The sequence below is a fragment of the Luteimonas sp. FCS-9 genome, from assembly GCF_001014645.1.
In the GTDB taxonomy this organism is placed as follows: Bacteria; Pseudomonadota; Gammaproteobacteria; order Xanthomonadales; family Xanthomonadaceae; genus Luteimonas.
The window spans coordinates 1-13,281 of sequence record NZ_LASZ01000020.1 but is presented as its reverse complement, the minus strand read 5'-3'; the positions used below and the strand labels follow the sequence as shown (position 1 = coordinate 13,281).

Genomic DNA, 13,281 nt, shown 5'->3' with positions numbered 1-13,281 from the left:
GGACCGCGCGGGGATCAGAAGCGATAGTCGAACGACACGCCGATCGTGCGCGGTTGCAGCGGCACGCCGCGCAGCTGCGCGACCTCGCCGGTCAGCGCGCTCGGCCATTCGCTGATCGACAGGTAGCTCTGCTCGTCGGTGGCGTTGCGCACGTACAGCCGCCAGGTCCAGGTCATGTTGCTGAGCTCGGCATGCAGGTCGACCGACTCGTATGCCTCGATCGGATAGCCGTTGAGCCCGGTACGGTCGCCGGTGTAGCGATACCCCCCGCCCACCTTGCCGCGCCAGCCGGCGGTCACGTCGAAGTCGTAGTCGAGGGTCGTCGACCAGCTTCGCCGCGGCGTCAGCGGCATCCGGCCGCCCGGCGTCAATCCACTCTCCGCCGGCACCTGGTCGCCGATCGCCGAATCGGTGTACGCCGCGTTGACGCCCCAGGTCAGCCCTTGCGCCGCCTGCAGCAGGAAGCTCAGTTCGGCGCCTTCGCTGCGCGCGTCGCCGGCGTTGTCGAGGTAGTTGAGTCCGGTGTCGGTGACCGCGCCGACCTGCAGGCCGGACCAGTCGATGCGGAACAGCGCGACGTCGAGCATCGCCCGCCGCTGCCAGAACTGGGTCTTGAAGCCGAGTTCGTAGTTGCGCGAGGTATCCGACGCCACCATCGACGGAACGCCGGGCAGCGCCAGATTCGGCCCGCCGGCGCGGTAGCCGGTGGCCACGCGCGCGTAGAGCATCGCGTCGGGATCGAGATGCCAGCGCGAGGCGAGCTTCCAGGTCCGCACCGTCTCGTTCGAATCGCCGACCTCGTCGGCCTCGCCGACCAAGGCACCGGTCGTGAGCTGGTTGTACCACTGCGTGTTGCGGGCCACGCGTGCGCCGCCGGACACGTCGAAGCGCGGCGACAGCTTCCAGGTCACGTCGGCGAACGCCGCCGTCTCCTCGTAGGTATTGGGCAGTGCGATGACGGCGGCCGGATTGAACGGCAGCGCGTCGCCGTCGCCGTCCCAGCCGAGCACCGACTGCGCGTTGTCGTTGTCCTCGTCGGTGTAGAACGCGCCGACCAGCCAGTCCAGCCGGTCGCCGGTCTTCGAGGTCAGGCGGATCTCCTGGGTGAACTTGCGGTTCTCCAGGTCCAGATCGAACGCCGCCGTGCCGGCGCTGGCGCCGAACAGCGGCCAGGCAACGCCGTAGGACGGCGAGGCATCCTGGGTGACCGCCAGCCGGGTGGACACGAACGAGCTGGCCGACACCACATCGGCCCACCCCAGATCCCAGTCCAGCGTGGCCGAGTAGAAATCGATCGCGTTGCGATAGGGCTGCAGCAACGCGGCACTGCCGTCCAGCAGGCCGCGCTCGGGCCGCAAGGTTGCCGGGTCGAGGCCGACCTCGGCCACCGAATCGGCATCGACCTTCTGCCACAGGCCCTGCAGCCGCAGTTGCACGGCCTCCGAGAGGTTGAACGTGAAGGCCAGGCGCGCGGCCAGCTGCTCGACGTCGTTGGTGTCGTCCAGGCCAAGGCCGGCCTCGTCGACATACCCCGGCGTCGCCTGCCGCGCGAAGCTCACCCGCATGCCGGCGCGACCTTCGCTCAACGGCACGTTCGCGGCCATCCGCACGCCCGTGCCGAGGTCGCCAGCCGAGGCCACGTGGTTGACGTCCATCCCGGCACGGAACTCGAAATGGTCGGGATCGGCCGCGCGCGTGACGTACTTGAGCAGGCCGCCCATCGCCGACGCGCCGTACAGCGTGCCCTGCGGACCGCGCAGGATCTCCACGCTCTCCACGTCGTAGGGCAGCAGGTCGAGTGCGTAGCTGCCGGTGCGCTGCTTGTTGCCGCTGGCGTTGATCGGGCTGTCGTCGATGTAGGTACCGATGATCGCGCCGCTGCCCAGCGGCGCCATGCCGCGCAGCGCGATCGAGGTGATGCCCGGCGCGCCGCCGCTGTCGACCTGGAAGCCGGGCACGTAGGCCGCATAGTCGGTCAGGCTGCCCGCGTTGATCGATTCGAGCCGGCTCTCGCCGATCACGCTGATGCCCATCGGCACGTCCATAATGCTCTCGCTGCGCTTTTGCGCAGTCGCGATCACGCGTTCGAGTTCGACGGTCTCCGCCGCGGGCGGCGTGTCCGTCGGCTGCTGCGCGGACGCGATGCCGGGGCAGGTCGTCGCGCAGGCCAGCGCACAGGCCGCCGCCAGCGTACAACGGGTCGGGGTGCGGATCATCGTCGTCTCCGTCAGGAAGCAGCCGGAAGCCGGACCGGCTTCCACGTCGCCGCGAGCAGGCGGCGGAAGTTGCCGCCGAGCACCTGCTTGATGTGCGCGTCGGTGTAGCGGCGACGGATCATCGCCTCGGTCAGGTCGTAGACCTTGCGCGGATGGTCGAAGCCGTCGGTATCGATGCGGTCGCGGAAGCCGTAGCTCGCCTTGTAGGCGCCGCGCAGCATCGCGTTCTGGTCGGCCGGCAGGGCGTCGTAGCCGCGCAGGTCGGCGTCCGAGCCGATGCCGACATGCTCGATCGCGGTCAACCGGGCGACGTGGTCGATGTGGTCGACCATGTGCTCGATCGTCGTCGGCTCGCGGTCGCGCACGAACATGCGCACGCCGGTGATGCCCATCACCCCGCCCTTGGCCGCCAGGCGGCGGATCGCCTCGTCGGACTTGAGCCGGGGATGATCGAACAGGCCCCTGCAGTTGGCGTGGGTGATCGCGATCGGTCGCGGCGACAGCGCGATCGCGTCGAGCGTCGTCCGTTCGCCGCAGTGCGAGACATCGATCAGCATGCCGACGTCGTTCATCGCCGCGATGATCGCCGCGCCGAAATCGCTGACCCCGCCGTCGACGCGCTCGGTGCTGCCCGCGCCCAGCAGGTTCTGCGCGTTGTAGGTCAGCTGCGCGCAGCGCAGGCCCAACTTGTAGAACTGCGCGACGTCGTCGGCGGTGCGGAAGTGCTCGGCGTTCTGCACGCCCATGATCACCGCGGCCTTGCCGTCGGCCTTGGCGCGATCGAGATCCTCGACCTCGCCGACCAGCGTCATCGCATGACTGCCGCGTCCGACGAACCCCTGCCACGCGGCGAGGTAGGCCAGCGTCTGCGCGTAGGCGTCCGGCCCGCCGATGCCGATCGCGTGGTGGAAGCCGGTGATGCCGCTCGCGCGCAGGTCGGCCGCATCGGCGGCGCTGAGCGGGCCGGCCGGGTACTCGGGCCGGAAGTCGATCTTCAGCGGCGCCAGCATGTCGATGACCAGCGCCTCGGTCACCAGGTCGATGGCGCGGGTCGAATACCGCGCATCGGGCGCGGCGGCGATCGCATGGCGCCCGAGGTTGAGCATCGGAATGCCGAACGTCGCGGCTGCGCCGCCGGCCAGCGCGCCCAGCAGCGCCCGGCGGCGGCTCGGGTGGATGGGAGACGGTGCGTTCATGGCAATCCCCTTCGATCCCTATTGGAAAATATTGTCCTGATTGGATAAAAGTCAACCCAATCGGGACGAATTCTGGGCTGCCTCTCGCGTGCCGATGGCGCCGGCCCGGGCGCGGCGATCCCGGTCCGACCGCCCCAGCATCGCGAGCAACCCGGCGGCGGCCGTGCAGACCGCCGCCATGACCGCGAAGAACGGACGCGGGCCGAGCGCGCTCCACAGCGTGCCCACGGCCCCCGCTGCCAGGTTTCCGCCGAACGCAGCCAGGAACCACAGCGCGATCACCGTCGCGCCGAGCCCGGCCGGGGCCAGCCGCGCGAACAGGCCCAGGCCGACCGGCAGGATCCACAGCTCGCCGAACGTGAACAGCGCCACGAACAGCACCGCCCAGCCGAGCGCCGCCGGCGCCCCGGGCGCGCCGCCGACCGTGGCCAGCAGGCCGAAGGACGCCGCGACCAGCAGCGCACCGGTCGCCATCTTCGACAGCGCCGGCGGCTCGCGCCCGACGCGCGCCCGCCGGGTCCACCAGCGCACCAGCCAGGGCGTGGCGACGAAGACCAGCAGCGGGTTGAGCGAGAAGAACCACGTCATCGGCACCGTGAAGCCGGTGCCGATGACGCGATCCACGCCGCCGTCGAGCCACAGCGCGACGGAATTGCCGATCTGCTCGTAGGCCGCGCGGAACACCACGACCGCCGCGGCGATCGCGGCCAACTGTCGCAGTATCGGGCGATGCACGGGCGCCCACAGCGAAACGCTCGCCACCGCACGCGGTGCGCGCGCCGGTTCGGGCGGCAGGTGACGCCGGCCGAGCACGTAGACAAGCAGGCCGGCGAGCATGCCCAGGCCCGCCGCGCCAAAGCCCACGTGCCAGCCGTAGAGCTCGCCCAGCGTGCCGCAGACCAGCGGCGCCAGGAACGCCCCGAGGTTGACGCCCACGTAGTAGACGTTGAACGCCGAGCCGCGCCGCGGGTCGTCGCGCCGGTAGAGGTCGCCGACCTGGCCCGGCAGCGTCGGCAGGAACAGGCCGTTGCCCAGCGCGATCGCGGCCAGCGCCGGGAACAGCCAGGCTTCGAACGCCATCAGGAAGTGCCCCAGCGCCATGATCGTGCCGCCGATCAGCACCGCACGCCGCTTGCCTAGCCAGCGGTCGGCCAGCATCCCGCCCAGCACCGGTGTCAGGTAGGCCAGGCCGGTATAGGCGCCGTAGACCAGCGAGGCCTGCTCCTGCGCGAACAGCAGCTGCCGCGTCATGTAGTAGACCAGCAGCGCGCGCATGCCGAAGTAGGAGAATTTCTCCCACATCTCGGTCAGGAACAGGATGGTCAGTCCCGGAGGCTGGCCGAACCACTCGCCGGTCGCCGCCTTCGGGGCGGCGGACACCCCCGGGCCGGGCCGCCGGTCCCCGGACACGCCTAGTACCCGCTGCCCGGACTGGCGAGCCCGTGCACCAGCACCCCCCACGTAATGACCGCCGCGGCCAGCACCAGCACCCAGCTCCACAGCCGCACCGGGCGCGGCCAGTGCGCCGGCTGGCGCCAGGCGACCCAGGCCAGCGCCGGCACCGCGGCCAGCGCCAGCCAGGCCATCACGCGCATGCAGGCCAGCGCGACCAGTGATGGATCGAGCAGGCCGTCGGGCGTGCTGTCGAGAACACCCAGGTAGACGACCCAGCCGACGGCGGCCATCGGCGGCAGCAACGCCGCGACGGTCTGCAGCCGGCGCAAGGACCCAGTGGCGGGTGCGGCGACGCGATAGCGTCGCCGGATCGGCACGGCCGCACCGCGCACGGCCGCCGTGCCCAGCAGGACCAGCAGCGCGAGGCCCGAGGCCGGGCCGAGCCAGCGCGCCGAGCGCCACGCGGGCACCGGCTCGAAGCCCATGATCGCCGACAGCGGCTCGGCGCTGAAATACACCGGCCGGTCGTCCTCGACGATCGCCGCCAGCCGCTGGCGGCCGCCGACCTCCTGCCACATCCACGGCGCGGTCTCGCGCCAGCGCAGCGGCGTGCCGGCCGCATCGCGCAGCAGGTCGAGCGCGATCGTGCCGTCGTCGTGGCGGGTCACCCGGAACGGCGACAGCAGGTCGCCCAGCCGCAGGAACGACGAGTCGGAGCGGCGCGTGCTGCGCCAGTCGACCGCGGCGAGCGCCGCGGCGTGCGCCGCCGCGGTCGCCGCGTCCACCGTGGGCACGACGTCCGCGACCGGCCGCGGCGGAAGGAACGTCTCGACGAAGCGTTCGAACACCTGGCCGCGCAGCTGCGCGCCGGCACGATCGCGTCCCGCGCTGTTGGTCGACAGGTACACGCCGATGCCCTGCTCGGGCAGCAGGTACAGCCACGAGTAGAAGAACAGCGACGTGCCGCCGTGCGAGACCACCGGGTAGCCGCCGCTGTGGCTGGTGATCCAGCCCAGCCCCATCGGCGCGAGCGGCTCGGGCCTGCCCGGCTGCGGCGCGAACATCGTGGCCACGGTGTCGGCGGCGAGGATCCGCTGGCCGTCGAGCGTGCCGCCCTGCAGGAACGCGCGCATGAAGCGCGACATGTCGCCGCCGGAGACGTACAGGCCGCCGACGCCCGGCGACGTGACCTTCTCGGCCGGATACGCCTCGCCCGAACCGAGCAGATAGCCGCGGGCCGCGTCGCCCGCCAGCGCCGGCGGCAACTGCTGGTGGAAGCTGGCGTGGCGCATGCCCAGCGGCGCCAGGATGTGCCGCTGCGCGTAATCCTCGAACGACGATCCCGAGACGCGCTCGACGATGCGCGCCGCCAGGCCGGTCGCGTAGTTCGAGTACGCCGGCCTCGTGCCCGGCTCGGCGATCCGCGCCGGCACCCAGTCGAGCAGGAACGCGCGGTCGCTGCTGGGATGGTCGGGGCCGAGCACGATCAGGTGCCGCAGGCGCTCCTCGAGCCCGGTCGTGTGGGTCATCACGTGGCGCAGCGTGATCGGCGTGCCGCCGCGCGACACCGCGACGTCGAGATAGCCGTCGATGTCCGCGTCCAGGTCCAGCCGGCCCTGCTCGACCAGCTGCATCACCGCGGTCCAGACGAACAGCTTGGAGATCGAGCCGGGGCGGAACAGCGTCGCCGCCGGGTCCACCGGGGTGCCCGCGGCCACGTCGGCCAGCCCGTAGCCGCGCTCGACGACCACGCGGTCGCGCTCGACCACGGTCACGACCGCGCCCGCGAGGTCGCCCTGCTCGAGCAGGTACGGGACGATGCCGTCGAGCCAGGCCGCGACGCGGGCCGGATCGAGGCGGCCGGCGGTCGCGTCGACGGGCGCAGGCACCGCGCCGGCGGGCAGCCCGGCAGGCGCGTCGACATCGGGTGCCTGCGCCGCCGCGGCCGCGGCGCCCATCGCCACCGCGCCGGCCAGCAGCCACCTCCGCAGCCGGTGCGGCCACGCACCGCCCGAGGCCCCGTGTGCGTGCGCCGTCATCAGGCCCGCGCCGTCGCCGGCGCTCCCCAGACGGCGGCGTCGCAATGGATGAGCCCATCGTCGTAGCGCACCGGCGGCTGGCGGTCGCGCACCAGCACCAGCGGGCCGTCGAGGTCGACGACGTCGCAGGCCTGGCCGACCACGTACGCCGGCGCCATCGCCCAGCTCGTGCCGACCATGTTGCCCACCATCGTGCGCAGGCCCATCGCCCGCGCGCGCGCGACCATCGCCAGCCCCTCGGTCAGCCCGCCGCACTTGTCGAGCTTGATGTTGACCACGTCGAAGCGCCCGGCCAGCGCCTCCATCTCGTCCAGGCCCTGCACGCTCTCGTCGGCGGCGAACGGCAGCGGCCGCGGGAAGCCGTCGAGGTCGGCCTCGCGGCCGCGCGGCAATGGCTGCTCGAGCAGCGACACGCGTTGATCGAGCAGGACCGGGACCAGCGCATCGAGCCCGTCGACGGTGTAGCCCTGGTTGGCATCCACGCCGAGCCAGACCTCGGGCCGCACCGCGCGCACCGCGCGCACGCGCGCGATGTCGGCGTCGAGCTCGCCGGTGAGCTTGAGCTTGAGCGCGCGCGCCGGCGCATAGCGTCCGGTCGCGGTGGCCTGCAATGTCGCCGGATCGTCGGCGCCCAGCGTCCAGGTCGTGGTCAGCGCGCGGACCCGGGGCAGGCCGGCGAGTCGCCAGACCGGCACGGCGGCCCGGCGCGCATCGAGATCCCACAGCGCGCAGTCGAGCGCGTTGCGCGCGCCGCCCGGCGGCAGCAGGCGCTGCAGCGCGTCGCGGTCCAGGCCGTCCTCCACCGTCTCGCGCAGCGCCTCGAGCGTGCGCCGCATGCCCTCGGGCCGGTCGTCGAGGTAGTAGACCCCGCTGCCCTCCCCCAGGCCGGTGTCGCCGTCGTGCTCCAGCCGCACGACGAGCACCGGAGATTCGGTGAACACGTGGCCGCTGATCCGGAACGGCGCCGCCAGCGGCAGCGCCTCGGTCTCGAGGTGCATCTTCATTGCCAACTCTCCGTGGCGATGCATGCGCACCGCCGGTCCGCTCAGAAATCGGTGACGAAGGCGACCAGGCCGCTGATCAGCGCCGCGTAGGTGGTCGCCAGCATCGCCAGGACCAGCAGCACCGCCCACAGCCGCGCCAGCCGGCCGCGGCCCCCGCGCCAGGTCTCGCGCAGATTCCAGAGCGCTGTCGCCAGGCCCGCGACGATCGCCCCGACCGACAGCACGCTCAACAGCAGCACCCAGACGTCCAGCCCGTCGCCGAGGCGGAAGTAGTCGGCCATGAACCAGGCGATCAGGCCGACCCAGCCCGCCCAGCTCGCCAGCACCAGCCAGCTCGCCGCGCGGCTGGCGCGGTACGCGCGCAGCGTGCGCGTCGGCCATGGCAATGCGATGCGGTAGCGCCGCCGCACCAGCGCGGCGACCGGCCAGGCCAGCGCGCTGAGCGCCAGCACCGCGAACGACAGCCCCAACAACGGCATCAGCCAGGCGCCGGATCGATAGCCCTCGACGCGCTGGAACAGCATGAACGGCGAGAACGCGTCCACCGAGAATGCAGTCACCGCCCCGTCCTCGGCGACGGCCGCCAGCCGTTGCTTGCCGTCGGCGGTGCGCCACACGTATGGCGCCATCGGCTCGAACCGGGTCGGCTGGCCGTTGGTGCCGGCCAGCAGCGGGAACGCGATCGAGCCGTCGCCGTTGTCCACGATGCGGATCTGCTGCAGCTGCATCAGCCGCATGAAGCCCGATTCGCTGCGCCGCGAGTTGAGGTAGCGCCCGGCCGCGAGCTGGCGCGCCTGCGTCTTCGCGATCTCCAGGTCGACCTGCGCCGGCGCGGGCCGGGCCGGGAAGTAGCGGTCCGCGAAGCCGTCGAGCAGTTCGCTGCGGATCGTGTTGGTGACGCCGTCGATGCCCGAGCTGTTGACCGAGACGTAGACGCCGACGCCCTGGTCGCGGAACAGGTAGAGGTAGGTGTGGAAGAAGATCGTGTCGCCTCCGTGGCCGATGACCCGCTGCCCGTTGACGTCGATCTCGTAGAAGCCCAGCGCCATCGTCCGCAGCGGCGGCGCGAACCGGGTCTGCGGGGTGTACATCAGCGCGGCGGTCTGCGCCTTGAGCAGCGGCGAGTCGCGGCCGGCGGCGGTCTCCAGGTGCGCGATCATGAAGCGCCCCATGTCGGTGCCGGTCGCCGCCAGGCTGCCGGCCGGCGCCGACGGCACGACCTCGTAGACCCCCGGCGCGTCGGAGCCCAGCAGGTAGCCGCGCGCCATCCCCGTCGCCAGTTCGGGCGGCAGCGGCTGACGGAAACTCGAGCGGGTCATCCGCAGCGGCTGCAGGATGTGCCGCTCGATGTAGTCGTCGAAGGTCTCGCCGCTGACGCGCGCGACGATGTAGCCCGCCAGGCTGGTCGCGTAGTTGGAATAGGCCGGCACGGTGCCCGGCTCGAAGATCTGCCCGGGTACCCAGGCCTTGAGGTAGGCGCCGAGCTCGGTGTTGCCGGCGCGCGCCTGTTCCTCGGTGGTCATCAGATTCTTGAGTCGCTCCTCCAGCCCCGAGGTGTGGGTCATCAGGTGGCGCAGCGTGATCGGCGTGCCGCGCGTGGGCACTCGGAAATCGAGGTAGGCGTTGACGTCGGTGTCGAGGTCCAGCCGGCCGGCCTCGACCTGCTGCATCACCGCCGTCCAGGTCAGCAGCTTGGACACCGAGCCGGGCCGGAACAGCGTCGTGTCCGGATCGACCGGCTTGCGCTCGGCGACGTCGGCGTACCCGTAGCCGCGCCGGGCGATGATCTCGCCGTCCTTGACCACGACCACGACGCCGCCAGCGACGTTGCCGCGGGCCAGCGCGTACGGCATGAAGCCGTCGAGCCAGGCGGTCACGTCCTCGCCGGTCAGCGCATGCGCGCCATCGGCCGATGGCGGGACGGCCGCCTGGCGCGGCGGAGCGGCCGGTGCGGGCTGGGCCCACGGCGAGGACGACAGCAGCAGGCAGCCGAGCAGCGACAGCACACGGAACGGACCACGCATCGGGGCACCTCGGCGGGACGGGCGATGGACCAGCGCCTGCACTGTCGCCGCCCCGTGACGGACAAGTCAAGCCTGATTGGAGAATTTTTTCCCCATGGGCGTTGTTCTGCGAGCCAGCGAGGTCTCCGCATGCCCACCCGGCGCATCGCAAGGCCCACAGCGATGCCTCTGGTGGGACGCCGGAGGCGCGAGCCGCCGCCCGCGGCTTCGTCCGCGTGCCGGCGCAGCGCCGTCCTGATCAGGACAACGTCATGCGGCAGGTACTATCGTGGCGTCTTCCGAAACGGACGCCACGAGACCGCGACACGATGAGTCCCCCGCCCCCGACCCTCGGCACCGTGGTGCGCGCGCTGCGCAAGCGCAACGGCTGGACGCTCAAGGAAATGAGCGAGCGCACCCGGATCCCGCTGTCGACGCTGTCGAAGGTCGAGCACGACCGGCTGACGCTGACCTACGACAAGCTGCAGGCGATCAGCCAGCGCCTCAACATCCGGATGTCCGAGCTGTTCGCAGAACCTGCCGGCACCGCGCCCGACAAGCCGGTCACCGCGCGCCGCAGCGTCGGCCGGATCGACCAGGCGCTGCGCGTGACGACCCCCAACTACGACTACTACTTCCTGTGCACCGAGCTGCGGCGCAAGCGGATGATTCCGCTGCTGACCCGGATCCGCGCCAGGACGCAGGCCGAGTTCGGCGAGCTCGTCCGTCACCCGGGCGAGGAGTACGTCCACGTGCTCGAGGGCCGCATCGAGGTGCACACCGAGTTCTACGATCCGGTGACGCTCGACGTCGGCGAGGGCATCTACATCGACAGCGACATGGGCCACGCCTACCTGACCGCGCCGGGCTGCGACGAGGCGCTGGTGCTGGGCGTGTGCGCGAGCGCCGACGAGGACCTGATGGAGTCGCTGGTGGCGATCCACCAGGACGAGCGCGCGCCCGCCTGACCGGCGCGCCGCCGGTCTGCGAAGATGGCGGCCACCGCACCGACGCGCCCCGGGAACACGATAGACAGCACTCGCGACGACGGGCCCGCGCGCCCGATCGAACGCTGGTTCGCCAGCTACTCGGCCGACCACCGCAATCACGCCAACCAGCAGATCCACGTGGTCGCCGTGCCGGCGATCCTGTGGAGCGTGGTCGCGCTGCTGTGGTGCCTGCCGCCCGGGCCGTTCCTCCGCCCGGGCGCCTGGGCGGCGCTGGCGATGTTCGGCGCGTGGCTGTTCTACCAGCGCGCGTCGCGGCCGCTGGGCCTGGGCATGCTCGCGACGTTCGTGGCGATGGCCGCGGCGACCGCCTGGCTGCACCGCGCGCTCGGCACGCCGGGGCTGCTGGCGCTGGGCGCGGCGGTGTTCGTGGTGGCGTGGATCGCGCAGTTCGTCGGCCACAGCCGGCTGTTCGAGGGCCGCAAGCCGAGCTTCCTGACCGACCTGCGCTACCTGCTGGTCGGCCCGGCGTGGGTGCTGGCCAAGCTCTACCGGCGGCTGGGCTGGCGCTACTGAGCGCCGCCGCGTCCGCGGCCGTTCAGTCCGGAAACATCGACGCCTCGGGCAGGAACGGCCGCGGCGCGTAGCCGAACGCGGCCCGCGCCGGCGCCGGATCGAACACCAGGTCCTCGCGCATGCGCGCGACCGCGCCGGCCGGCAGTCCCTGCAGTTGGCCCGCTCGATGCGCCAGCCGCAGCGCCACGCCGAACAGCGGCGCGGGCAGCGTCAACAACCGCGGCGGCGGCGCCAGCACCGCGAGCGTGCGCGCGACCATGTCGCGGTAGCGCAGCGTCTCGCCGCCGGGCAACGCGAAGGCGCGCCCTGCGGCGGCCGGCGCGTCGATCGCCGCCAGCGCCGCGGCCGCCAGGTCGTCGGCATGCACCGGCTGGCGCAGGCCACCGGCGTCGGCGGGCAGCACGAAGACGCCGCGACGGCGCGCGAGCGCGACCACGCGGCCGAGGTTGCGCTCGCTGCCGTGGCCGTAGATCAGCGTCGGCCGCAGCAGCGTCGCCGCTGCGCCCCGGGCGTCCGCGGCGGCGAACAGCCGGTCGCCGGCCTCGCGCAGCCGCGCGGCCAGCGCGCGCTCGTCGGGATCGTCCGCGGCCTGCTTGGTGGCGTCGCTGGTCGATCCGAACGCGACCACCCGCGCGCCGGCGGGCCCCGCGTCCGCGTACCACAGCGAGAAATGGTCGAGCGGCCCGCAGCTGAGCACCGCGTCGACACGGTCCGGCAACGCCGGCAGCGCATCGAAGCCCCCCAGGTGCCAGTGCAGGCCGGGCTGCGAGGGACGCGCGACGCGCGAGAGCGCGTCCACGGTCCAGCCGGCCGCGAGCAGCCGGCCCACCAGCGCGCGGCCGATCGCGCCGCTGCCGCCGAACACCAGCGCGCGCCGGCTCATGCCGGTCCGCCGACGGAAGGCGGCCGGCAGCCGAAGGACGCGAACGGCGCGGAGCATGCTGACATCGACACAGCATAGCCGGCAAAATCCACGAACCGTTCGCGCGCATCGGTTAGACTGGCCGGCCCTTGCGCGACCCGCCGGCCGTCTGGCCGCCCCGCCTCCACAAGGAGTCCGATGCTCGAACTGCTGTTGGCCCTGCCCTTCGTGCTGGCGCTCGTCGTCGCCCTGTCGGCGAACGCGTCGCGCCGCACCTCCGCCTGGCTCTCCGGCCTCGTGCCGCTGCTGGGCCTGGCGGTATTGGCGGCAGCGGCCGGCGACGTGTTCGACGGCACCATCCTGCGCACCGGGTACGAATGGATTCCCGAAGCCGGGCTCGACTTCAGCCTGCGCATGGACGGACTGGCCTGGACGTTCGCGCTGATGGTGCTGGGCATCGGCGGGCTGGTCGTGCTCTACGGCGCGTACTACCTGTCGGCCAAGGACAGCCCGCGGCGGTTCTTCACCTACCTGCTGCTGTTCATGGGCGCGATGCTGGGCATGGTCCTGGCCGGCAACCTGTTGCTGCTCGCGGTGTTCTGGGAGCTGACGTCGATCAGCTCGTTCCTGCTGATCGGCTTCTGGTCGCACCGGCAGGACGCCCGCCAGGGCGCGCGCATGGCGCTGACGATCACCGGCCTGGGCGGCCTGGCGCTGCTGGGCGGCGTGCTGCTGATCGGCCGCATCGTCGGCAGCTACGACCTCGACGCGGTGCTCGCGGCCGGCGAGTTGATCCGCGGGAGTCATCTGTATCCGTGGGCGCTGGGCCTGATCCTGCTGGGCGTCTTCACCAAGAGCGCGCAGTTCCCGTTCCATTTCTGGCTGCCGCAGGCGATGGCCGCGCCCACGCCGGTGTCGGCGTACCTGCACTCGGCGACGATGGTCAAGGCGGGCGTGTTCCTGCTCGCGCGGCTGCACCCGGCGCTGGCGGGCACCGACCTGTTCTTCTACGTGGTCAGCGGCATCGGCGCGACGACGCTGCT

Annotated in this window: 10 protein-coding genes; 3 read left to right on the top strand and 7 right to left on the bottom strand. The window is 72.2% G+C overall.

Annotated elements, in window-relative coordinates; genetic code table 11:
- Nucleotides 1-14 precede the first annotated feature (14 nt).
- The 6 genes from WQ56_RS14665 to WQ56_RS14640 are packed head-to-tail and all read right to left on the bottom strand — an operon-like array spanning nucleotide 15 to nucleotide 9,874.
- Nucleotides 15-2,216: a TonB-dependent receptor gene (locus tag WQ56_RS14665; RefSeq protein WP_156170562.1), complete on the bottom strand. Its 2,202-nt coding sequence runs from the start codon at nucleotides 2,214-2,216 to the stop codon at nucleotides 15-17.
- A gap of 11 nt (nucleotides 2,217-2,227) precedes the next feature.
- On the bottom strand, nucleotides 2,228-3,412 hold the full coding sequence (locus tag WQ56_RS14660; RefSeq protein WP_047137886.1) for a membrane dipeptidase: 1,185 nt from the start codon (nucleotides 3,410-3,412) through the stop codon (nucleotides 2,228-2,230).
- 51 nt (nucleotides 3,413-3,463) lie between these two features.
- Complete coding sequence (locus WQ56_RS14655; protein ID WP_231583429.1) at nucleotides 3,464-4,792, bottom strand: peptide MFS transporter; 1,329 nt, start codon at nucleotides 4,790-4,792, stop codon at nucleotides 3,464-3,466.
- A gap of 32 nt (nucleotides 4,793-4,824) precedes the next feature.
- Complete coding sequence (locus tag WQ56_RS14650; protein WP_047137929.1) at nucleotides 4,825-6,846, bottom strand: serine hydrolase domain-containing protein; 2,022 nt, start codon at nucleotides 6,844-6,846, stop codon at nucleotides 4,825-4,827.
- The gene (locus WQ56_RS14645; RefSeq protein ID WP_047137885.1) at nucleotides 6,846-7,850 is read right to left on the bottom strand and encodes a dipeptide epimerase; all 1,005 of its coding nucleotides are present in this window, start codon (nucleotides 7,848-7,850) and stop codon (nucleotides 6,846-6,848) included. Before WQ56_RS14645 ends, WQ56_RS14650 begins: the two co-directional genes overlap by 1 nt.
- Nucleotides 7,851-7,891: 41 nt before the next feature.
- Nucleotides 7,892-9,874 carry a serine hydrolase domain-containing protein gene (locus WQ56_RS14640; protein WP_047137884.1) on the bottom strand — a complete coding sequence of 661 codons (1,983 nt, stop codon included), beginning with the start codon at nucleotides 9,872-9,874 and terminating at the stop codon, nucleotides 7,892-7,894.
- A 308-nt stretch (nucleotides 9,875-10,182) separates the two neighbouring features.
- Here WQ56_RS14640 and WQ56_RS14635 point away from each other — a divergent pair, with 308 nt between their 5' ends.
- Nucleotides 10,183-10,821 (top strand): XRE family transcriptional regulator, encoded by a 639-nt coding sequence (locus WQ56_RS14635; protein ID WP_047137883.1) that lies wholly within the window; start codon nucleotides 10,183-10,185, stop codon nucleotides 10,819-10,821.
- A gap of 24 nt (nucleotides 10,822-10,845) precedes the next feature.
- Complete coding sequence (locus WQ56_RS14630) at nucleotides 10,846-11,376, top strand: Mpo1-like protein (RefSeq protein WP_082132440.1); 531 nt, start codon at nucleotides 10,846-10,848, stop codon at nucleotides 11,374-11,376.
- Nucleotides 11,377-11,398: 22 nt separating this feature from the next.
- Here WQ56_RS14630 and WQ56_RS14625 read toward each other — a convergent pair whose 3' ends face one another.
- The gene (locus WQ56_RS14625; protein ID WP_052773034.1) at nucleotides 11,399-12,259 is read right to left on the bottom strand and encodes an NAD-dependent epimerase/dehydratase family protein; all 861 of its coding nucleotides are present in this window, start codon (nucleotides 12,257-12,259) and stop codon (nucleotides 11,399-11,401) included.
- 177 nt (nucleotides 12,260-12,436) lie between these two features.
- Here WQ56_RS14625 and WQ56_RS14620 point away from each other — a divergent pair.
- Nucleotides 12,437-13,281: proton-conducting transporter membrane subunit (locus WQ56_RS14620; RefSeq protein WP_047137881.1), on the top strand; the 845-nt coding region annotated here is incomplete at its 3' end.